Origin of the sequence: Leptospira kanakyensis, from assembly GCF_004769235.1 — a bacterium.
Lineage (GTDB): Bacteria > Spirochaetota > Leptospiria > Leptospirales > Leptospiraceae > Leptospira_A > Leptospira_A kanakyensis.
In genome coordinates this window covers 1,275,540-1,296,711 of sequence record NZ_RQFG01000005.1, presented here as the reverse complement: position 1 = coordinate 1,296,711, position 21,172 = coordinate 1,275,540, and the positions used below count along the sequence as shown (strand labels likewise).

The 21,172-nt window shown below is 38.7% G+C and carries 21 protein-coding genes; 9 read left to right on the top strand and 12 right to left on the bottom strand.

What is annotated here, in order from left to right; translation table 11 throughout:
* The first annotated feature begins 1 nt into the window (after window position 1).
* The gene (locus EHQ16_RS06815; protein WP_135634450.1) at window positions 2-1,432 is read left to right on the top strand and encodes a TolC family protein; all 1,431 of its coding nucleotides are present in this window, start codon (window positions 2-4) and stop codon (window positions 1,430-1,432) included.
* A gap of 235 nt (window positions 1,433-1,667) precedes the next feature.
* Here the strand turns inward: EHQ16_RS06815 and EHQ16_RS06810 are convergent, their stop codons facing one another.
* From EHQ16_RS06810 to EHQ16_RS06800, 3 genes are all read right to left on the bottom strand, one after another.
* Window positions 1,668-2,102, bottom strand: a complete 435-nt coding sequence (locus EHQ16_RS06810; RefSeq protein ID WP_135634451.1) for an acyl-CoA thioesterase — start codon at window positions 2,100-2,102, stop codon at window positions 1,668-1,670.
* A gap of 61 nt (window positions 2,103-2,163) precedes the next feature.
* Entirely contained in the window at window positions 2,164-2,616 is a 453-nt protein-coding gene (locus tag EHQ16_RS06805) for a hypothetical protein (RefSeq protein WP_135634453.1), read from the bottom strand.
* Between the two features lie 90 nt (window positions 2,617-2,706).
* Window positions 2,707-3,042: a Zn-ribbon domain-containing OB-fold protein gene (locus EHQ16_RS06800; RefSeq protein WP_135634455.1), complete on the bottom strand. Its 336-nt coding sequence runs from the start codon at window positions 3,040-3,042 to the stop codon at window positions 2,707-2,709.
* A gap of 137 nt (window positions 3,043-3,179) precedes the next feature.
* Here EHQ16_RS06800 and EHQ16_RS06795 point away from each other — a divergent pair, with 137 nt between their 5' ends.
* Together EHQ16_RS06795 and EHQ16_RS06790 are read left to right on the top strand one after the other, a co-directional pair.
* Window positions 3,180-3,524: a winged helix-turn-helix domain-containing protein gene (locus tag EHQ16_RS06795; protein WP_135634457.1), complete on the top strand. Its 345-nt coding sequence runs from the start codon at window positions 3,180-3,182 to the stop codon at window positions 3,522-3,524.
* On the top strand, window positions 3,511-4,059 hold the full coding sequence (locus EHQ16_RS06790) for a hypothetical protein (protein WP_135634459.1): 549 nt from the start codon (window positions 3,511-3,513) through the stop codon (window positions 4,057-4,059). The genes EHQ16_RS06795 and EHQ16_RS06790 overlap by 14 nt, the downstream gene beginning before the upstream one ends.
* Window positions 4,060-4,169: 110 nt before the next feature.
* Here EHQ16_RS06790 and EHQ16_RS06785 read toward each other — a convergent pair whose 3' ends face one another.
* The 6 genes from EHQ16_RS06785 to aroC form a co-directional block, all read right to left on the bottom strand.
* Window positions 4,170-5,384, bottom strand: a complete 1,215-nt coding sequence (locus tag EHQ16_RS06785) for an acetyl-CoA C-acetyltransferase (RefSeq protein WP_135634461.1) — start codon at window positions 5,382-5,384, stop codon at window positions 4,170-4,172.
* Window positions 5,385-5,456: 72 nt separating this feature from the next.
* Window positions 5,457-6,452 (bottom strand): hypothetical protein, encoded by a 996-nt coding sequence (locus EHQ16_RS06780; RefSeq protein ID WP_244241961.1) that lies wholly within the window; start codon window positions 6,450-6,452, stop codon window positions 5,457-5,459.
* Window positions 6,453-6,630: 178 nt separating this feature from the next.
* Window positions 6,631-7,158: a NuoI/complex I 23 kDa subunit family protein gene (locus EHQ16_RS06775; protein WP_135634463.1), complete on the bottom strand. Its 528-nt coding sequence runs from the start codon at window positions 7,156-7,158 to the stop codon at window positions 6,631-6,633.
* Entirely contained in the window at window positions 7,145-8,593 is a 1,449-nt protein-coding gene (locus tag EHQ16_RS06770) for an NADH-quinone oxidoreductase subunit G (protein WP_135634465.1), read from the bottom strand. Before EHQ16_RS06770 ends, EHQ16_RS06775 begins: the two co-directional genes overlap by 14 nt.
* Window positions 8,594-8,647: 54 nt before the next feature.
* On the bottom strand, window positions 8,648-9,388 hold the full coding sequence (locus EHQ16_RS06765) for a response regulator (protein WP_135634467.1): 741 nt from the start codon (window positions 9,386-9,388) through the stop codon (window positions 8,648-8,650).
* Window positions 9,389-9,403: 15 nt separating this feature from the next.
* Window positions 9,404-10,540 carry a chorismate synthase gene (gene aroC, locus EHQ16_RS06760; RefSeq protein ID WP_135634469.1) on the bottom strand — a complete coding sequence of 379 codons (1,137 nt, stop codon included), beginning with the start codon at window positions 10,538-10,540 and terminating at the stop codon, window positions 9,404-9,406.
* A gap of 59 nt (window positions 10,541-10,599) precedes the next feature.
* Here aroC and EHQ16_RS06755 point away from each other — a divergent pair, with 59 nt between their 5' ends.
* From EHQ16_RS06755 to EHQ16_RS06740, 4 genes are read left to right on the top strand one after another with little or no spacing between them, the layout of a single operon-like run.
* On the top strand, window positions 10,600-11,097 hold the full coding sequence (locus EHQ16_RS06755; RefSeq protein ID WP_244241960.1) for an LIC_10042 family TonB-like protein: 498 nt from the start codon (window positions 10,600-10,602) through the stop codon (window positions 11,095-11,097).
* Complete coding sequence (locus EHQ16_RS06750; protein ID WP_135634473.1) at window positions 11,084-11,623, top strand: UpxY family transcription antiterminator; 540 nt, start codon at window positions 11,084-11,086, stop codon at window positions 11,621-11,623. Before EHQ16_RS06755 ends, EHQ16_RS06750 begins: the two co-directional genes overlap by 14 nt.
* Entirely contained in the window at window positions 11,620-12,594 is a 975-nt protein-coding gene (locus tag EHQ16_RS06745) for a KpsF/GutQ family sugar-phosphate isomerase (RefSeq protein ID WP_135634475.1), read from the top strand. Before EHQ16_RS06750 ends, EHQ16_RS06745 begins: the two co-directional genes overlap by 4 nt.
* A 6-nt stretch (window positions 12,595-12,600) precedes the next feature.
* Window positions 12,601-13,317 (top strand): type I 3-dehydroquinate dehydratase, encoded by a 717-nt coding sequence (locus EHQ16_RS06740; RefSeq protein ID WP_135634477.1) that lies wholly within the window; start codon window positions 12,601-12,603, stop codon window positions 13,315-13,317.
* 71 nt (window positions 13,318-13,388) lie between these two features.
* Here EHQ16_RS06740 and EHQ16_RS06735 read toward each other — a convergent pair whose 3' ends face one another.
* From EHQ16_RS06735 to EHQ16_RS06725, 3 genes are read right to left on the bottom strand one after another with little or no spacing between them, the layout of a single operon-like run.
* The gene (locus EHQ16_RS06735; protein WP_135634478.1) at window positions 13,389-14,972 is read right to left on the bottom strand and encodes a tetratricopeptide repeat protein; all 1,584 of its coding nucleotides are present in this window, start codon (window positions 14,970-14,972) and stop codon (window positions 13,389-13,391) included.
* 44 nt (window positions 14,973-15,016) lie between these two features.
* Window positions 15,017-16,624: a GMC family oxidoreductase N-terminal domain-containing protein gene (locus EHQ16_RS06730; protein ID WP_135634480.1), complete on the bottom strand. Its 1,608-nt coding sequence runs from the start codon at window positions 16,622-16,624 to the stop codon at window positions 15,017-15,019.
* 10 nt (window positions 16,625-16,634) lie between these two features.
* Window positions 16,635-17,141, bottom strand: a complete 507-nt coding sequence (locus EHQ16_RS06725; protein ID WP_208742242.1) for a hypothetical protein — start codon at window positions 17,139-17,141, stop codon at window positions 16,635-16,637.
* Here EHQ16_RS06725 and EHQ16_RS06720 point away from each other — a divergent pair.
* Both EHQ16_RS06720 and pepN read left to right on the top strand, forming a co-directional pair.
* Window positions 17,083-18,507 (top strand): peptidoglycan recognition protein family protein, encoded by a 1,425-nt coding sequence (locus EHQ16_RS06720; RefSeq protein ID WP_135634482.1) that lies wholly within the window; start codon window positions 17,083-17,085, stop codon window positions 18,505-18,507. The genes EHQ16_RS06725 and EHQ16_RS06720 overlap by 59 nt on opposite strands.
* Before the next feature lie 15 nt (window positions 18,508-18,522).
* Window positions 18,523-21,165 carry an aminopeptidase N gene (pepN, locus tag EHQ16_RS06715; protein WP_135634484.1) on the top strand — a complete coding sequence of 881 codons (2,643 nt, stop codon included), beginning with the start codon at window positions 18,523-18,525 and terminating at the stop codon, window positions 21,163-21,165.
* Window positions 21,166-21,172: the final 7 nt, after the last annotated feature.

The following is a 21,172-nucleotide window of genomic DNA, read 5'->3' as shown; positions in this document are numbered from 1 at the left end:
GATGAAACGAATTCTCATTACCTCAATATTTTTATTCACATTCTCTTGTATTCCCGCTCTCTTAGAAAGAGACAAAGAAGATTTAAAACTTCCAGATGAATTTGTAAATTGGGAAAGTTCTGAAAAATCAGAGAAGTTAGTAAACCAAATTTGGAAGGAATTTTTCAAAGAATCGCAGTTAGTCGAACTTATCGATCTTGCGATTGAGAACAACCAGGAACTTGCCATCTTAGAACAAGAGATTAACATTTCTAACAATGAAGTGTTTGCAAGACAAGGGGAATATCTTCCCAAGTTATCCCTCCAAGCTGATGGTGGGAGCGAACAAAAAGAACGCTTTAGTACACCGAATGCCAACTCCCCGACCCTCTTTGCCCACGGCGGGCTTGTGATGAGTTGGGAGATCGATATTTGGAAAAAACTAAGGAATGCAACCAAATCAGCTTACCTTCGTTATCTGGCAGGGATCGAAGGAAAACGGTATGTTGTCACCAACTTAGTTGCAGAAATTACCGATACCTATTTTGAACTGATTGCCCTCGACAACCAACTCACTTTAGTTGAAAACTACATTGAAGTACTTACCAAAGTCAAAGAAATCGTAGTTCTCCAAAGAGAAGCAGGTCGCACGACTTCACTCGCCGTAAAACGTTTTGAAGCAGAAGTTTCAAAAAACTTAGCTAGAAAATTCGATATCGTCCAACGAATCGCCATCACTGAAAACCGTTTGAATTTTTTACTCGGAAGGTTCCCAGAAAAAATCACAAGGAAACAAGGAGATTTTTTAGAGATCTCATTACCTGAAATTCAAAAGTCAGTACCAGTGGATCTTTTGGAAAACAGACCTGACATCAAACAAGCAACACTAATGTTAGAATCCAGAAAGTTAGATGTCGAAGTGGCTCGTGCCAAATTTTATCCATCACTTCAAATTGATGGAAACATTGGATATGAAGCCTTTAACTCTAAACATTTTAAAGGTACACCCGTATCCTTAGCTTACGGTTTAGGTGGAGGAATCATTGCGCCGCTCATCAATAGAAAAGCCATTGAAGCAAACTATGCCACTGCAAACAATATGCAAATCCAAGCTTTATACAATTATGAAGTGTCACTCCTCAAAGCTTTTACAGAAGTCACCAACCAAATTGTAAAGATAAACAATCTAAACCAAAAGTTTGAAGCAAAAACCAAACAAGTATTAAACTTAAAAGAATCTGTGGAGATTTCCAACATTCTCTTTAAAGCCGGCCGCATCGACTACATTGATGTTTTATTTACACAACGTGACTTCTTAGAAGCTCAAATCGAAGTGTATGAATTAAAATATAGTTTATTAGAATCTAACGTTGGTTTGTATAAGGCCCTTGGCGGTGGTTGGAGAGGACAAAAAGAACCGGAAGGGGAAAAAAAGAAAACTAGCAACTTCTAAGTTTTGCTTTTATCTTTTTGCTAAAAAAGGAAACTTATATTGATTCAGTGGGGCGCCTCGAATCCATCGAGGGATCCCACTTTCATCTTTGCCCGATCCCGCTCTCCGCTCCAATCTTTCCAATTTCATTTTAAAATTTAAATTAATGGAATCAGGAAAGGATTTCCGCTGCGATCGGTGGCGCGAGGGAATTTCAATTTGGATACAGAATTTATAATTAGCCTTGATTTTTGTTTTAGCTTTTAGCCTTATCAAATTTCTTTTCCAACTGTAACAACTGACTCACCTCTTCCGGTAGCGATACAATCTTCTTTGTGACATGACTCACTGTAATATAAGTAAGAACTCCTGAACAAATAAGTTTATCTCCACATTCCATTTGAAACGACCAAAAAATCTTCGAAGATTGATAACTTGGATCTAAAGAAATCGCCAACTCATCATCGAACTTGGCTCCATTCCGATAATCAACGAGCGATTGTACGACATGAAAATCAAGTTGGTAACGATCTATAAATTCTGAATAAGAAATTCCCTTTGTACGAAAGTATTCGGTAATAGCCACATCCAAATAATTTAAATAATTGGCATTAAAAACAATCCCTTGCGAATCCACTTCCGAATACCGAACCCGAAACGAATATTGGAAAGAACCTTCCTTTGGTTTCATGATCTAAACTTTCCTCTTAATCCATTGAATTGCTATGAATGAATCAATTTTTCGCTGATTTCTAAGATAAATCTAATTTTTTTTTATGATACAACAATGCTTTCTTTAAACAAACTATGAGTTTTGTTTTAGGAAGCTTTTTACTGGATGATAGATACAAGGCTCTTTTCCCATCGCAGTTCAATTCGGGAAACTCTATTGCGATTTCTTTGGCAATCGTGGTTTTACAATTAAAATAAAGAGCAAATTCTGAATCGTTTACCTTTCCGATTCGAATGGTAGAACCTGATTTTGTTTTAGGTGTTAAAAAACTGGGCTCTCCCCATTTCAAACATTCCTCAATGACACCGATCCTTTCCTCCGCTTCTGATAATTCATAAATCCAAGTTCGGATCTCCATAAATTTCTCTAACATTGCGGGCATTAGGTTAAAATAATAGGATGATACTTCCTCTGAAGGAAGGGGATATTTTAGTTTGGATTTAGGATTTTGTTTTGAAGAAGAAGATTTCATTTTTGCTATATGACTTTCAAAACAGATTCGTTTTGTTTTTATCCATTCGCACTCTCAGATTCGACTGAAGATAAAGATTCTTTGAAAATTCTAATATTGAAATACAGGGCCGATCTTATCGTCCATACCTTTGAATCGAACCTTGTCTCCAATTTTCACCGTATTAAAATCTGTAACACCTTCAATGACAGTAGTGAGTTTTACATTTTCTTCTGTTTGCACAATTGCCAGAACGTAAGGGGCACGGCTTGCCATATGTCCAAATCCAACATACACAACTGTAAAAGAATGGATGGTTCCATTCTCTTTTAAATCCACTTTTTCAGTGGATTCACTCCCACAGGACGGGCAACCATCTAAAACTTCCGCGACTTTGAAGTTACATTGGTTACAAGATGTGCCTGGGAAAGTCTGTGTTACGCTCATAGTACATTTCTCATATTGGGCAGATTTAATTGCAATACGTTTATAATGATGTTAGGCGTAGTTGATATGAACTATTTTTTAGCTTATATCGACTATTTTTTAGTTGATATTTATAATAGAACTTATACTGATTAATCATGATACTTGATGGTATATTTGGGAATAAAACAGCTTCAAGGGTACTTCTCCATTTATTCCATTACAATGAAATTCATTCTGCTGCCATTGCAAAGGATTATGCTTTGGCGCCTACACCCATTAGAATGCAACTAGAACGTTTCGAAAAAGCCGGTATCCTCGTTGCCAAAAACGTAGGAAGAACTAGGGTTTTTTCATTTAATCAAAAATCTCCTTTTGTTAAACCTATTAAAGGAATTTTAGAAATATTTTATAATTCTTTAACTATAGAAGAGAAAGAAAAAATATTTTCCGCAAGACGAAGGCCTAGAGAGAAAGGGAAACCCGTTTATGGAAGAACCTAATTGGTCTGAAGTAAATGAAGAAGAACTTTGGAAATTTGTAGGATGGCATCTCGCACATAAAGGAATCCAATCTGTTTTGGTTGGTGGTGCTGTTGTTGCCATTTACTCAAGAGGTGCGTATCGTTCTGGTGATTTGGATTTAGTTGAACCTCTTCTATCTAAGGCATCTGAAATCAAAACTACGATGGAAAGTATTGGCTTTAGTAAGGTCAATCGTCATTATGTTCATCCAAAATGTCAGCATTTATATATTGAATTCGTATCTGCACCAGTATCAATAGGAGACGATTATAAAATTGTCCCTGATGAAAAAGAATTTCAAGGGAAGATTCTTAAAATTCTATCTCCTACAGACTGTATCAAAGATAGACTTGCTTCCTTCCTACACTTCAAGGCTCGGGAATGTTTGGATCAAGCATTGTTAGTTGCAAAAAGTCAGAACTTTGACCTAGAAAAAGTAAAAGAATGGTGTTTAAATGAATCTAGTAGTGGGAAAGAAGTTTTCGAGGAATTCGTTAATTTGTATAAGAAATAATTAATTCCCCACAAAGGGAGGTCTGAAATATCAAGGACGTGTGTAATCAACGAAACACGTTTAAATCCTGTTTTCGAAGGATCTAAACGTGTTTTTTCAAAAGGTAGGTCTTACTTCAATCTTTCGATGATAGTAGCGATACCCATACCGCCACCGATACAAAGAGTGATGAGTCCGTAACGAAGGTCTCTTCTTTCCAACTCGTCAAGAACCGTTCCAGTAAGGATAGCTCCTGTTGCTCCGAGTGGGTGTCCAAGAGCAATTGCTCCCCCGTTCACATTGATTTTGGATTCATCAATTCCGAGTGTTTTCTTTACGTATAACACTACAGAGGCGAATGCTTCGTTGATTTCCCAAAGGTCAATGTCCTTTACACTAAGGCCAGCTTGTTTCAAAGCTTTTTGAGAAGCAGAAACAGGACCAGTTAACATAATCGTTGGATCTTCACCAGTTGCCACTGTTGCAAGAATTTTTGCACGTGGTTTCAAACCGTATTTCTTCAATCCTTCATCATTGGAAACTAAGATTGCAGCAGCACCATCAACAATACCAGAAGAGTTTCCGAGTGTATGGATGTGATTTATTTTTGTTACTTCTGGGTAAGAACGTAATGCAATCGCATCCAATTCTTTTTCACCAATGGTTTTGAATACAGGGCCAAGACCAGAAAGGAAAGCGTAGTCTGATTCCAAACGTGGGTTCTCTTCTTCTGTCACAACGGTTCCATCATCCAAAGTAATTGGGATCACAGATTTTTTAAAAAGTCCGTTTTGAATGGCAGCATGTGCTTTTTGTTGTGAAGATTCTGCAAAACGATCTGCTTCTTCACGAGAAATATCATACTTAGTTGCGATTAAGTCAGCAGAAATCCCTTGTGGCACTAGGTTGTAATGTGCAGCAATTTTATCGTTACCAACGTTAAAATCACGACCAATCATATCATCACCCATTTTCACACGGCTCATGGATTCAACTCCACCTCCAACCCCAAGTTCCATCGCTCCAGAACCAACATGGTTTGCTACGTTGTTGAGTGCTTGTAATCCGGATCCACAAAATCGGTTCACAGTATAACCTGGAACATCTTTTGGCCAATGAGCAGCCATAACCGCATAACGTGCGATACATGCAGCTTGGTCAGCAACTTGGGATACACAACCCATTACAACTTCTTCAACCGTTTTGGGATCAATTCCGGTACGTGATTGGATGGCTTTTAATGTGGCAGCAGCTAATTCTTGTGGGTGGACGGATGCAAGTGTCCCACGTTTTTTGCCCTTTCCTCTCGGAGTTCGGACAGCATCAATAATATAGGAATTCCCCATGGGTTTACCTCTCTCTGGGTGTTTCTAGGAAAAACGTACAGAGTTCGCCTCACAAGAAAAGTAAAAAAATCATCATTTCGTCATAGTTTTCATGAATTTGTGACGGTAGTAGATCATTTTTGCTCGAATTTGGCACCCAAACCCCGAAATCATCGAATCTAGCCGGTCAGCCTTGCTTTCATTTCGTTCTTCAGCAATGCGGATGTACCGATAGTTGGGTTCGATAGCCTCCGAAAATTCCCTTTTGTTCCAATCCACATAACGCCAGGCACTGAAACTATGGTTCACTCCTACCTTTTCATCGATGGTTCCGAGGAGTTGGAATTTGGATTCGCAAGGTGTCCGGAAGAAAATGTAACGATTGAAGAAATATAAAATGGTACGGTGGGGATTGGCATCGAGAACCGAACGAAAGTGATCTCGCATCTCTTCCACTGTATAAAATAAATCAGGTCCAGAATTGGTACTACGAAAGATCACCGGTGAAAATTCACTGGGAGTGTAAAGTTTCGTTAAAATTCGGATGTAAGAAGGATCATCCAAACGGTAAGGAATTTCATTAAAAGCAAAGGGAAAAGGATCTCGTTCTGTTAAGTGAATTTCGATATAACGAGTGTGATCGTATTCCGGATCATTGATGTCGGTAGCCACAATCTTTTTGATATACCGTGCAAGAAACTCGTCTTCGTATAAATCTCTCACTGTCACGGCACCTTCTTCATAAAGAATGGCACTTCCAAAATCGATAAAACTCGCACCATCTAACAGTCGTCCAATGGAACCATACTCATGATGTAAAATCCGATTTCGGAATATAGAACGAAGGATCAAATTATGGTCATACAATCGTTTGCGACCCGATCGTTGTTCTACAACAGTGTTTTTGGTTTTTTTAACTTTATAATAATGAATATGATTGGCGAGGCCAAATCGTAACTTTTCAAACGCGTGATTCTCAAGGACACGCCTTTCATCTTCTTCGTTTTCAATGATGGTAGTTTCAGCAGAAAGTGCAAAATGAAATCCAAACACGATAATCCAAACAAAAATACTGAAAAGGTTTCTCAAACTTTTGATTGTTATCAATTTGTTTGCGAATTTTATATCAGAAGAACTGTATTTGAATTTTTGAATCAAAGAAAATGAATTCACGAAGGTTATAATAAAGTCGGTTTTACAAACAAAACCCGGTAGTTTTAATTAAAAAACAAAAACCGGGCTATTGTATCAAAAAGAAAAAATAAACTTAATTCCTTTGGCCGAGGATCGGTCCGCCAGTTTTTTCCATCATTCTTTCTTTGGTTAAAAATAAGTCCTCACGGTTGTCCGCAGCCATTTCCCCAGTTCCATCTAGGTAAATCGCACCCTTAGGACAAGCTTCCTCACAAAGACCACAAAAAATACAACGGAGTAAGTTGATTTCAAATTTCTTAGCAAACTTATCTTCTGGATGGAGGTGTTGACGGTCCGTCGGGACTTCTGCCGCTTCGATATGAATCGCGTTGGCCGGACAAATCCACATACAACAAAAACAAGCCGTACATCTTTCCCGACCTTTTTCATCTCGTTTCATCGAGTGCATTCCGCGAAACCGAGTGGAATACTGGCGTTTTTTGTCAGGATATTCAATGGTCACTTGTTGGTTGAACAAAGCTACCTTAATGAAATGTTTCAGTGTGATCCAAAGGCCTTTCCCAATGGACCAAAAATAGAACTTCTCATACCAAGAAAACTGATGTTTTTTGGCGACGTTGACTACATTAACGGTTCCCAACGGATGCCTCCACTTTTTCAGTTAACTTCTGTAAAATCAAATCCACAACACCGGCAGCACTTGAAAGTCCCTTGATGGGATTCAATGACTGTTCAAAGTTTTGTTTGAGACCGTTTTTATTGGTAAAACTACCTGCAGATTCTGCAAAAATTTGAATCGGTGCCGCCAAACTTGCGTTCTTTGCTGCATCCGTCAAATTGGTATCAAAAACAATTACTTTAGAAGGATCAATTCCTTCAGGAATGGACTCTTTCAACACAATTACTAAATCAATAGAACCGGACTTAACGGCACTGATGATTCCAGAAATTCCGGAAGGAGTAGTGATTCCTAAATCAAGAGCCCCTTTTGTATTAGGATGATTATCCTTTGTGAGTAAAAAATCCACTTGTTCGGTTTCTTTGTTTTGTGCATCAGTCACTCTCGATTCCCATTGGATGGATTTACCACCTAACTCGCGCGAAACTAAATCAAAACCTTTTTTTAAGGCTTCCAAAGATTCATTGGATTCATGAGCACCACCAAGAACGGCAATGGACTTAGCAGATTTCATTCGATCTACAATTTTAGAAACTACTTCTTTTGAAGTCGAAGGATTGCCAGCTTCCAAATAACTATGGAGACGATTTTGATTCATCCAATCCAAATCAAATCGACCTTTATCACAAAGGAAGAACATACCTTGGTCATAATTTTCTCGGATCATGTAACGATACATTTTATTGTCTCGTACATTCGTTGTTACATTACAACCTGTGGAACAGCCGTGGCATACAGATTTCTGAGATTTATACCACCAAACACGCGATTTAAATAACGTCTTATTATTTAATAGAGCACCAACGGGACAAATATCTGCCAAAGCACCTTGGTAGTTGTGATCGATTGGTTCTGATTTCGCAAGCCCAATGATGGAATGGTTACCACGTTCAAAAAGACCAAGATTGGATTCCCCCACCTTCTCTTCTTCAAAACGAACACAACGATAACAAACAATACAACGATTATGATTGATGATGAGATTGGTTCCAATCTCTTCTTGAGGAATATTTCGTTTATCAAATTCAAATCTGGAATGTCCAGAACCGGAACCAAATGCGTTGTCTTGCAAACGACATTCACCAGCTTTATCACAAACAGGGCAATCTAACGGGTGATTTGCGAGAAGGAATTCCATAGTACCAGCGCGAGCTTCTTTCACTCGGTCTGATTTAGTAACAATACCCATTCCTTCTTTTACAGGAGTATTACAAGCAGCTTGTAAACGTGGAACACCTTCTATTTCGATAAGGCACATGCGGCACATACCGACGATACTGAGTGCTGGGTGGTAACAAAAGTAAGGGATTTCGACTCCGACTTCTTTTGTGGCATCGATGAGGTTTTTCTTTTCGTCGACTTCGTATTCGAGTCCGTCTATCTTTATCTTAACCAAAGAACAGGCCCCCTAGGTTTGATTAGACCTAGGTCTTTCGATTTTGTCAAACCTTCATTTTGAAATTATATTTACTTCGGTAAGATAAGAGTACGGTTGCAAATCCACTACATTGTTATTGAAGAACTCCGAATCTAAAAACAAGGAACTTGCTCGGATATTGGTCTGTTTGAGTATTTTTGCAATGAGATCGTCCAAGATTTGTAAGGATCTGACTTCATAAAAGAAGGTGTTATCGAGATTGATTCTCAAATTGGTAAAACTACCTCGTCCCCCCAGAGATAACATAAATCGATCGTAAATCTCATCTAAAGATTTTTTACCCGGACAACCCTTAATCTCCAAAAGCATTTGTGAAATGGAAAGTTCAGAGACATTGATCACCAAAGGAAATTCTTTTTTATCAATGATGTTCTCTGGTTTTAACTGCAAAACTAATGCGATTTTTTCAAGAAGAGCTTGGTTGGCAATCGGCTTCAAAAGATAAGCTGTCACGTGACTGAGAGCAGCTCTCTTGACTTGGTCTTTTTCACCCACTGCGGTCAACATGATGACAGGAGTCATCTTCAACATCTCTTTCCCTTTCTCTAAAAAACTGATTCCATCGAGATAAGGCATATTGACATCACTGATCACCAAATCATAACTATTGTTTCTGATTTTGGTAAGGCCTGACATCCCATCCGCAACATGAGTGACATCAAAGTTATATCTTTCCAAAGTATGTAACAATAGTTTAGCACTACTTTCATCATCTTCGAGTAAAAGAACTTTATAAACTTTTGGACGGTTCATTTGATTACATTACCTTTATTGCTCTGGAATCGAATCTAAATTCGCATATTTCATAAACCATTTTGGTTGTAAGGCTCTTTGATAAAGATAAGCATCCACAAGCACAAGATTTACCACAGCTTCCACAATGGGAACGGCTCTTGGCAAAACGCAAGCATCATGACGACCTTTCGCTTTTAAAATGGTTTCTTCTTTTTTATCGTTAATGGTTTTTTGTTCTAGTTTGATTGTAGAAGTAGGTTTAAAAGCCGCGCGAAGGATCAAATCCATTCCGTTGGAAATTCCACCTTGGATTCCACCAGAATTATTAGTTCTTGTTTTTACTTTTCCTGTCCCTGCTTCAATATAAAATTCATCGTTGTGAACTCTTCCTGTTTGGCGAGTACCAGAAAATCCCGAACCCACTTCAAATCCCTTACAAGCAGAAATTGATAAAATTGCTTTTGCCAAATCGGCATCTAACTTGTCATAGACGGGATCACCGAGGCCAGGAGGTAAATTGCGAACGACAATTTTTACAACCCCACCCACAGAATCTCCTTCATCTCTAAGTTTACGAATGAGAACTTCCATTTCATCGTTCACAGATTGTTTAGGACATCTCGTTGGAAAATTATCTACAATATCTCTTGTGATAGGAAATTCAGATTCACCAATATTAGAATCAATTGGACCAATCGAATCTACCCAACCAACGGTTGAGATTCCTAACTCGCGTTCTAAGATCACACGGGCAAGACCTGCAGCGGCAACCCTACCGATCGTTTCTCGAACGGAAGACCGACCACCACCTACATGCGCACGGTGACCGTATTTTTCTGAATAAGTATAATCGGCATGAGAAGGCCGGAAGACATGGGCCATTTCATCGTAGTCACTTCCAATGGTGTTTTGGTTGTTCACTTTCATAAGGATCGGGCTTCCCGTTGTTTTTCCTTGGAACACACCCGATTCCACAACCATCCGATCCTTTTCATCTCTTGGAGTGGTGAGATCATTTTGGCCTGGTCTACGGCGCGTTAAATCTTTTTGGATTTCTTCTTCTGGAAAAGGCAAACCAGCTGGGACTCCATCCACAACCACACCGACGGAAGTTCCGTGGGATTCACCATAGGTAGACACTCTGAAAATTTTTCCCCAACTTGAAGGCATATACGGACAATGAAAATGGAGATTGCATTCTCTCCAATAAAGTTTTTCATGAACTTGGAATGCACATCCTCTTTGAAGGTTCGAAATACAAGGCACTGTTCATTGCTTTTGGATCGCATTTCTTGTTACTTTTGGCTCTCGTCACCTATAACCTTCAAAGTGACATAGATTCGCCATTCCTCCACCTCACAGAAGGAGGGGCGGTTTCTTCCATCCGATTACAATTTTCTTCCGGATTTGGAAATACCACAACTTCATCGGCGGCAAATGCTTCCGAGGTGGACGGAACCAAAACCTGGGAAGACGAAATTACCGAATTTCAAAATTGTCTGAGTTATCCTGCTCTGGCCTTGGAACAGAAATTAGAAGATGTTTGTGCATACAAACTTACGATCAAAGAAGATGGTTCCCTGGAAAAAATTGCAGTGGTCACCCCATGCAGGTATGAGGTCTTTGATTTACAGGTGCGTCGGCAGCTCGCCGATTGGCAGTTTCAATATTCCAAAGGTAAAGAATTTGTTCTACCCATTAGGTTCCGCTTAGATGTCCGAGACTAATCCCCCCATAGAAGAGAGTGCTTGGTACATTGTGTATACAAAACCAAGAGCGGAAAAAAAACTCAGTGAACTTCTAAAAAAATACCATTTGGAGAACTATCTCCCCATCCGCAAAGAAAGGAAAAAATGGACAGACCGATTCAAATGGGTTCACGTTCCTATTCTACCTTCTTATATTTTTGTTCATATTGTTTTCTGGAGAGATAAAAATAAAGTCCTCCAATTACCGGGTTCCCACCATTTTGTATTTCACAAGGGTCAACCTGCTACTGTATCGCAGGACGATTTAGATATTTTAGAAGAAGGCCTTAAAAAGTATGCTGATTCCTTGACGGTACGTCCTGAATCCGTTTTAGAAAAAGGAAAAATGGTTCGAATCATCAGTGGACCATTGCAGGGGAAAACAATGGAAATATTAAAAGTTAAAAATAAAACCTTAGTGGTTCTAAGGATTCCAGGAGTCGAAACTGCGTTTTCTTATGAAATCAAAGTGGATGATTTGGCCTGGGAGGAATTGCTCACATGAAAGAAAAAGATACTATATCAATCGTAAAACAAGCACTAGATGATGAAATTTCATCTCTCGTCCACTTCCGTGACAAACTCGATCCTTCCGTCAAAGATTGTATCGATCTCATTTTAAATTCCAATGGAAAAGTGATCGTCACTGGTGTTGGTAAATCTGGTGACATTGCCAAAAAAATTTCCCATACACTTTCTTCCACAGGAACCTCGGCTTATTTTTTACACCCAACAGATGCTTCTCATGGAGATTCTGGAATTGTTGGGCCTGATGACGTGGTGCTTGCAATTGGCAAAAGCGGAGAATCTGAAGAACTCAACTACATTCTTCCGACTCTTCGCAAAATTGGAGCAAAAATTGTTGGGATCACCGCTAACGCCAAATCAAAGTTAGCTTCTCTTTCCGATGTAGTCATCATTACTCCAGTTTTAAAAGAAGCCTGTCCTTTGGATTTAGCTCCCACATCTAGTACAACCATTGCATTAGTTCTTGGAGATGCCATTGCCGTGGCTCTTATGGAATTAAAAAATTTTCAAGCCAATGATTTTGCTTTATACCATCCAGCAGGAAGACTAGGAAAACGACTTTCCTTATACCTATCCGATGTTATGCGAAAAGGAGAGAGGAATGCTTCTATTTCTCTGGATGCCAATCTTGAAACCATTCTCAAAGAAATTACAGAGAAAGGGATCGGTGCTACAGGCGTTGTGGATGCAGATTCCAAACTAGTTGGCCTCATTACTGATTATGACATCCGCAAATATCTAACTAAAAACACACTTCTACCTACGGTCACTGCCAAAGAAATGATGAACGCAAATCCCAACAGTTTCCGACCCGATGAAAAGGCTTATGATGTTCTCATCAAAATGGAAGGCCGTGAGAGACCGATCTCTGTTGCTCCCGTTGTGGATGAAAAAGGTTTATTTGTGGGAATGATATCCCTTCACGATTTATTACAAAAAGGATTATAAATTATTATGCCAGAATCTTATAAAATCATAGCTTCTGTTGGTGAAGATGACCTTCGCCATTTACAAAAAAAAGATGTAAAGGATGTCGATGTCATCGAAGTCCGATTGGATCTTTTTTCCAGAAATTACATCCAAAAAGAAATGAAAAAAAAACTGAAGGCACTCGGTCTTCCGGTTCTATTCACTTACAGAAGAGCAGAAGATAGCAGTGTAAGGTCATATGTAAAACTTTTCCATGAAGATGTAGAAGGAATCCTGAAAGATTTTAACGACAATGCCAACTACCTAGACATTGAACTCAATCGAGAAGACACCATCTTTCGCAATTACGAAACTCTAAACTATCGAATCATTTATTCTTATCATTCTTTCAAAAAGTCTATCCTTGCAAATGAAATGACCAATTTCATAAACAAAGCAAAACCTGTTAAAAAGAAGAACCCTATCTTCAAATTTGCGATCACACCAGAAGACATTGAAGAAACTGCAGATTTTTTAAACGATATTAAACTTTTATCTAAATCAAATACAATGATTGGAATTTGTATGGGTGAACTTGGTCTTATCTCTCGCGTTTTCGGTGATAAGTTTCATTCAACATTCACCTATATGACACTTGGCGAACCAAAAGCGCCAGGCCAAATCTCCGTAGATACCTTTAAAAAACTACGCGCAGATTTGTTTAAAAGCCCAGGTTCTGGAAAAGATTCTAAAGAAGATTAGATCTGATTGCCTCAGAGAATTATATCCGAGGCATTTTGTTTTTAATATTTTTAATCAATCCCTGTATTCGATTAAGGTTTCACTTGGGCACTCACGGTACCCGCTTTTGTGCCAATAAAATCCCGAAAAGATGAATCTTTCCAAACCTCTTTAAAATCTTTCTCTAAAGATTCAGATGTCCAATACTCTGGTTTTAAATCAGCAGCTAACTTAAACTGTTCTTTGGTTTTAGGAACGTCACCCTTTCTGGAATAACATCTAGCCAGTAGATAATGTCCCGAGGAAGATCCTGTTACTTTTTGAAGGATAGAAATGGCAGAATCCACTTTCCCTGAATAAAAATAATTACGCCCACGATAGAATAAAAACTCCCGAGATTCGGCACGAGCCGGATCTTTTTCCAAAACGGAAAAATAAGTTTCTGCTTTGTCAAAGGCATTCGTTTCCGTATAACGCCTTGCTAGTTTGATAAATCCTACTTGGTATTTCTCTGGGGTCTGGGTCAGGTCTGGAAATTTCGAATCAATAAACTCTGAATACTTGGCAAAACTTGTATCAAACTTTTTGGTTCTTTTACCTGCTTCAAACATACAAACAAAACGGAACATATGAGATTCTACTTGGTTTGGATTGAGTGACAAAGCTTTGTCAGCAGAAGAAATACAATTTTCCCAATCTGATTTTTGTTCGTACAACCTTGCCAATGCCAAAAGGGGAGGGTCTTTTTGTAATTGTTTGTATGCTTGTTGGAAGGATGTTTCTGCTTTATCAACTTCGGCTAACTTTTGAAAGGCGAAACCTTCATTCAGATATACATAATATAAAAAAACATTGGTGTCTTTAGAAAACGGATTTTTTTTAGCCCGCTCAAAAGATTCAATCGCCGACTTAGGATCATCCTGTCTTAATTTTACAATTCCCAGTTTGTAATGGTATCTGGACCTAGATGGATTTTTTTCGATTAGGATTTTAAGATTGGCTTCCGCTTTATCGTATTTTTTTTCATCAAACAAAGATAAAACATAATCCCAACGAACATCTTCTAGGTGGGGTTGGTTAGCCAAAAGTTGTTCATAGGATTCACTTGGTTTTGTGGTTTCTGTCGATTCTGAAACTTCTTCTGGTTTTTTAGAATTGACTTTTTTGACTTCTGTTTGTTTTGGTTCTGAAGGTTTAGATTCTACTTTTGTTGGGTGCGAATATGTATGTGTGGATGAAGGATTTCCTTTGTTTCCCACAGCGCGATTGTAAATCTTTTGAACTTCTTCATTTTTAGGATCGTATTTCAAATAACGAGAAGAGTACGTTGCTGATAAATTCCAATCTTGGTGGTAATTAAAAAATAATGCGAGTTTTAAGAGGACAGTTTTTCTTTGGTCTTTGTCCAAATCCAAATCGGCTGCTCTTCTAAAGTTTTGAATGGATTTAGGATAATCTTTTTTATATTCGTAAATATAACCCAAATACATATAAGCCTCACCGTCTTGCGGGTGTGAGTCGGCGTGTTTTGTAAATTTTTTAATCGCTTCGCCATAGGCTTTTTTTGAAAAAGCCTTTTTTCCTTCCTTCATCGCATCACTATCAATTGCGAAGAGTGTAGGTTGAAAGATTACAAAGATAAAAACTAAGGAAAGATATTTCCGCACGGATTCCAAACTAGTTGGAACCCATGGGAATGAAAGGGATTTTTGGAAAAAAGTTAGATCTTCGTTCTTTCTTCTTTTTGTGAGGCCAGATTTCTTGAGGCTCTGAGAACGATACTCATCGTCGTTATTTGTGGGTTCACCGAAAGTCCCGTGGGATAAACTGAGGCATCCATGACAAATATGTTTTTATGACCATAAATTTCCAAATTTAAATCAACTGCACCCTTTTCTGGATCGTTTGCTGACTGGATGGAGCCATGTGGATGAGCCGAACCAACCGTTAGATCCCCCGGTTTTGTACTTTCTTTCAAAATCCAATCAAAGTTGTCGTTTCCTGTGACTTTGTATGGTTCTGTAAACCGAGTGAAAGGAAAAATTAGTTCTTTAGCACCGGCAGCCACTGTCACTTCGGCCAGGGCTTTCAGGCCGCGTAACATATTGAGACCGTCTGTGGGTGTTAGTTCAAAATAAACCTTTCGTCTCCCTAAACTATACTTCACACTGGCATTGGCTTCCCCATCGGCTCCATCACGAACAAGAACAATCCCTGCATTGTATTTAGTAAAATCCTTCATCACATCAAACTGTTGTTTGCCGTAAAAAGGAACGAGGGAAGAAGCAAGTGTAGGTCGGTAAGGCGCCGCTTCCAACCAAAATCCATAACCAGTTCCATTTTGATTGTGACCGTCTTTGATGACGATGGATTGCGGTGGGCCTTGGAACATTTTAATTTCAGAATCAAATTTTCCAAAGATGGTAGATGTAGGATGGACTTTTAAATTTCTACCCACCCATCCATTCCCAATCCCACTCCTTTGCAAAAGAGCAGGACCTTCAATGGCACCAGCACTCACTATCACAACAGGAGCGCTGATTTCCATGATTTGGATGACTTCTTTCGGAGCCGTTTCATAAGCATCAGGTGTAAATTCGGCAATGACCGTTTTGATTTTTCCTTCTTTGATTTTTGCCGCTCGCATATTCGAAACAACAATGGCACCGGCTTCAATCGCATCCGGAATCCAAGTTAAAAATGCGGATTGTTTTGCATTGATTGGACAACCCAAACCACAACGACCAAGTCCAATACAACCTCGGTTGTTATTGCGAAGCACCTGGGGAGTGAGGCCAATTTTTTTTCCACCAACACGAAGTACATTGTTATTCGCATTCACTAAGTTATCTGGAACTTCATGAACCCCCAATCTTTCATGGACTTCGGAAACATAAGAATCCATTTCTTCACGGGAATAACCTTGCCATCCAAATCGTTCACTCCATTCATTCGTTACATAGTCAGGAGGGTAAAGTGAAGTTTGCCAATTGACAGTTGTGGATCCACCGATGGACTTCCCTTGTAAAATCGATAACGTTTGTTCTTCGGTAACAATAAAACCCGCATCCCTGTAGAGCCTTGCTTGCGAGATGAATTCATCAGAATTGAACTGTGCTGGAGTAAAATAACTTCCCTCTTCAATGAGAACTACCTTCCAACCATTTCTTGCAAGTTCACTGGCCGCAACGGCGCCACCGGCACCAGAACCAATGATGACAACATCGGCATTCAATTCCCATGTTCCATTTTCAATTTTGTTTTCTTTGATGATCTCTGCGTGTTTTTTTGGTGTGATGATTTTTTCGTTAAAAACAGGAATTCCCATGGTGTCCGCCTTATTGGATATAACCGACAAATTTTTGGTACTCTTTGTCGGAACTTAAAAGGAAAAATGAAATTTGTCTAAGGATCGCATAAACCCCACGTTTGAGACCAAGTGAGGAATGTTTCCACTCTTGTAACCTTTTGATCCTTTCTTCCATAGGAAGTTTCACAATAGGAGTGAAAGAAAAATCAAGTGCGATGGCTGCTAAAATGGAGGAAGGAACAGTAGCTAACAATTGTATAACGCTTTCTGTTTCAATAGGATAAGGATGTCCGTACACATAATTATCCAATGCTAATCCTAAATCAAAATTCGGAATGGGGTTGTCGCTTAAGAAGACTTCTTGCAAGCTACGAAAACTATGGTATTGTTCTGGGGAAATTCCTCGGAGAGCGGGAGTGGCAAGGCCTGGACCACAATTCACTCCCTGAATCGAAACTGTAGTTAAGGCAAAACATTTGAGAGAAAACTTTAAGAAACGATTTCGCGATAGGATAAAGGGTGTATACGGCTCCAAGTCACTTGTCCTTGTTTTATTTTTGAACCCATTGTGTCAGAAACTTGTAAAATTATCACTCATTTTCCTTATTTTTACTGGATGTATTGGTATTTTTCGAAGGGAACCCGACTATCCATCCATTCGCATCCAAGGTTTGGTACCTTATAACGAACTAGAGTCGGTAAAGAATGTAAAATGGAGTTCTCTCTCCAAGTCACGAGACCCAAAATCAGTTTCCGCCATCATCCTTCACAATTCGGGAAAACGTAAGTTCCCTGATTTTCTCAAACTTTCCGTTGCTAACCAATTTATGTTTCATGTTTATGTGGACTCAGAAGGAAATATCTTTGGAGATCCAGAGTTTTTAAATCATGAATGGTCGGCCGCACCGGGAATCGATTTAGAATCCATCCATCTCGTTTATGAAGGAACCCAAGAAACTCTCTACAACAACCGAAAACAACGCGGCGCCTTAAACCAAGTCATTTCTTACCTGACAGAAGAACTAAACATTCCAAAATCCAATTACGATGTAATCTCCAAAAAAGGAGTTTTTACTCACAATCAAACCAAACGAAGGTTTGGTGGATTTGTAGATTTTTCTCCTTGTGGAAGTGAACTCGCACTCAAACAAATTCTTTCTGAAATCGATGGAAAATATTATGAGGAAGATGATTGGAAAGATCGTTTTGTTACTGGTTGGGTTTTAAAAAAAGAAAACAAAGATATTTTAAAAGAAACTTTCAAACCTACCAATGGTCGAGGAATCACCAAACCAGAAAAAATATCTTTTACATATCTTGAGAAAGATGAGAAAGGTTATCCTCCTGAAGAATACCGTGTTAAGTATACCTTCCGAGGAAAAATCAAACCTAGCTGTGTGGTTTTACACTACACTGCCATTTCGGAATACTTTAAATCCCTTCGTACACTCGAAGCGCGTAACCTAACCGCATCCATCATGATCGATAATAACGGAAAGGCTTACCAACTAGTTGATGTTTTAGAAGACAGAGCAGCAGCAGCCACCGGAACAAACGACAACTGCATCCAAATCGAAATCATTGCCAAAGATACAGAAGAATTACTCAAACAACCCGAACAAATCCAAACAGTGAAAAATCTTGTGACAGAACTCACAACCAAATACAAAATTCCACTTTCTAACGAAAAATTAGAAGATTTGTCAGGTGTATTTAGCCATACCCAAGCCAAGAAAAAGTGGGGTGGTTCCATTTTCCTAAACGCAAAAGACTTTGATCCAGGCGAAGACTATATGGAAATGATCCTAAATTCGATTGGTGGCAAATACTATAGCGAACCAGAATGGAAAAATCGAAAGTCTATCGACTGGGCCATTTTATATCGTAATTTTCAACCTTAACGAGACGGAGCTTCTATGAAAAAACTTTTACAAATTTTAACCTTAATTCCCTTTGTTTTGCTTTTGGATTGCCGTCTCAAAAAACCGGTTTACCACCTAACGCAATCAGAAGCCGAATCTCGGTTCGAAATCGTTGAAGACATTCATTATGAATTGGATGTTCATTTAACTTCAGGAGATAGTTTTACAGGAAAGGTCAAAATTCAATTTTTGGGAAAAAAACTCAAAGACCTACGATTGGATTATTACCAAGGGAAAATCAAAAGTATTGTTCTAAACGAAGAAAATCTCACAAATCTTCCTTACGAAAATGGTCATATCCAATTGCCATCAAACCATCTAATGATTGGAAACAACACTCTCACTGTTGAATTTGAAACACCGTATGCAAAAACGGGAAACGGTCTTCATAAATTCACCGATCCTGATGATAAAGAAGTGTATTTGTATTCACAATTCGAAGCATTCCATGCGAACAAAATGTTCCCTTGTTTTGACCAACCCGATTTAAAAGCCACATTCAAACTCAATGCAACTGTTCCTAAAAATTGGAAGGTCATTTCCACAACACTTCCTAATGGCCAATCCAAAGGAACCAACCCCGATGAAATTTCGTTTTCTTTTCCAGAGTCGGCAAAAATTTCAACCTATGTTTTTTCTCTCCACGCAGGCCCTTACCAGGTTTGGGAAGATAACTTTGAATCCATCCCTTTAAGATTATTTGTTAGAAAGTCTCTCGCAAAATATGTAGATCCAAAAGATTGGTTTACTTTTACCAAAGAAGGATTTGCTTTTTTTAATTCTTATTTTGGAATCCCTTATCCCTTCTTAAAATATGATCAGATCATCGTTCCAGAGTTTAATTTTGGAGCTATGGAAAATGTTGGGGCCGTAACATTTTCTGAACGTTTTGTATCTCGTGCGCCAATGACAAGATCCCAAAGAGAAAATCTTTCTGATGTTGTTTTACACGAAATGGCCCATATGTGGTTTGGAAATCTTGTTACCATGCGTTGGTGGAATGGATTATGGCTTAATGAAAGTTTTGCGACTTATATGGCGAGCCTAGCCCAAGCAAAAAATTCCGAATTCAAAGAAACATGGATTAGTTTTTTTGAAAAAATGAAACAATGGGCTTACGATGAAGATAGTTATATTACGAACCATCCTGTAGAAGCAAAAGTTTCTGACACGGAAGAAGCTTTCACTCAATTTGATGGAATCACCTATGGGAAAGGAGCTTCAGTCCTCAAACAGTTAGTTTATTTTATTGGAGAGGATGCCTTCCAACGTGGGGTACAAAACTACCTTCGTAAATATTCATATTCAAATTCGACACTCGCTGACTTTTTAAAAGAGTTGGAATTTGCGAGTGGTTTCCCAATGAAAAAATGGTCCAAAGATTGGTTGGAAACCAAAGGAACCAATTTGATTGAGCTAACAACGGTATGCGCAGACAATCAATGGTATGCAAAAATCGTTCAATCGGCTCCTGGTTTAGATAACAAACTCAGAGATCATAAAACAAAACTTGGTATTTATTATTTTGATAAGCCAAACAAACAAATTAGTTTTGAGGAATTTCCCGTCGTTTATTCTGGCCGTTCTTCCAACGCTATTTTTTCTGTAAAAACTTGTCCTGACTATAGTTTTATCAATGCGGAAGACCATGACTTTGCCATTTGGAAATGGACAGAACCTAACAAAGAAAATTTGGAATATGTTTTAGAGTATGATTCAGACCCAATGAGAAAACTCATTTTGTGGACTGATTATTTTAGACAAGTCCAGTTGGCAAATATTACCTATGATGAATTCAAAGATACTGCCATTCGTTTGTACCCAAAAGAATCTGATACCAAAATCAAACGTTGGATTTTATCACGTGTAGCCGGTGATAACGGTTCCACCTACGTCACCAGTCGTTTTTGGTTTCCCGAAGAAAAACGAATTCGTGATTTTGATTCCTTACAAAGTTTTCTCTGGGAAGAGTTGAACAAAACAAAACCAGGAAGCGACGAACAAAGATACTTGTTTGTGTCCTTGATTGATTCCACGTATTCGGCCACTTCTAAAAAAAGATTGTACGACTTTTTGGAAAACAAACTATCCATTCCTGGATTAAAAATCGACCAAGACTTACGTTGGAACCTCATCGTAAAACTAAGTTCCTTGGAAACCGACAGAACCCAAATCCAATCCATCATCGATCGTGAGAAAAAAATAGATCCTTCTAGCCGAGGAGTGAACTCTAGTTTGGCGGCCGAAGGAGCCGAGCCCAATCGCACTGTAAAAGACAAATGGATTCAAATTCTTCTCAATCCGAAGTCGAGCCAATACTCATCTTCTACACTTCGTGTAGTTTCCTATTCACTTTTTCCTGAGAATCAAAAAGACATCCAACTTAGTTTTTTAGATACCTATTTTGATGCCCTCGACCGCTTCAATCGAGGTGAAGATGAAAATTATTTAGATGCCTTTGCTAAAAGTTTGGCCCCAGATTTTTGTACAGACGAAACACTTCTCATTCTAAAAAAGTTTACTGGAAACCATCCAAAACTTCCAGCACCGATCAAAAAAACTCTTTTGAAACAAATTGATTCGGAAAAAAAATGCATCCAGATGAAAAACAAACATAAAGACCTCATCACAAACTAAGGAAATT

Bases quoted from the DNA above. Each gene is read 5' to 3' on its own strand.
- EHQ16_RS06815 (WP_135634450.1), top strand. From the start codon at position 2: ATGAAACGAATTCTCATTACCTCAATATTTTTATTCACATTCTCTTGT.
- EHQ16_RS06810 (WP_135634451.1), bottom strand. From the start codon at position 2,102: ATGAAACCAAAGGAAGGTTCTTTCCAATATTCGTTTCGGGTTCGGTAT.
- EHQ16_RS06805 (WP_135634453.1), bottom strand. From the start codon at position 2,616: ATGAAATCTTCTTCTTCAAAACAAAATCCTAAATCCAAACTAAAATAT.
- EHQ16_RS06800 (WP_135634455.1), bottom strand. From the start codon at position 3,042: ATGAGCGTAACACAGACTTTCCCAGGCACATCTTGTAACCAATGTAAC.
- EHQ16_RS06795 (WP_135634457.1), top strand. From the start codon at position 3,180: ATGATACTTGATGGTATATTTGGGAATAAAACAGCTTCAAGGGTACTT.
- EHQ16_RS06790 (WP_135634459.1), top strand. From the start codon at position 3,511: ATGGAAGAACCTAATTGGTCTGAAGTAAATGAAGAAGAACTTTGGAAA.
- EHQ16_RS06785 (WP_135634461.1), bottom strand. From the start codon at position 5,384: ATGGGGAATTCCTATATTATTGATGCTGTCCGAACTCCGAGAGGAAAG.
- EHQ16_RS06765 (WP_135634467.1), bottom strand. From the start codon at position 9,388: ATGAACCGTCCAAAAGTTTATAAAGTTCTTTTACTCGAAGATGATGAA.
- aroC (WP_135634469.1), bottom strand. From the start codon at position 10,540: ATGCCTTCAAGTTGGGGAAAAATTTTCAGAGTGTCTACCTATGGTGAA.
- EHQ16_RS06755 (WP_244241960.1), top strand. From the start codon at position 10,600: ATGCACATCCTCTTTGAAGGTTCGAAATACAAGGCACTGTTCATTGCT.
- EHQ16_RS06750 (WP_135634473.1), top strand. From the start codon at position 11,084: ATGTCCGAGACTAATCCCCCCATAGAAGAGAGTGCTTGGTACATTGTG.
- EHQ16_RS06745 (WP_135634475.1), top strand. From the start codon at position 11,620: ATGAAAGAAAAAGATACTATATCAATCGTAAAACAAGCACTAGATGAT.
- EHQ16_RS06740 (WP_135634477.1), top strand. From the start codon at position 12,601: ATGCCAGAATCTTATAAAATCATAGCTTCTGTTGGTGAAGATGACCTT.
- EHQ16_RS06730 (WP_135634480.1), bottom strand. From the start codon at position 16,624: ATGGGAATTCCTGTTTTTAACGAAAAAATCATCACACCAAAAAAACAC.
- pepN (WP_135634484.1), top strand. From the start codon at position 18,523: ATGAAAAAACTTTTACAAATTTTAACCTTAATTCCCTTTGTTTTGCTT.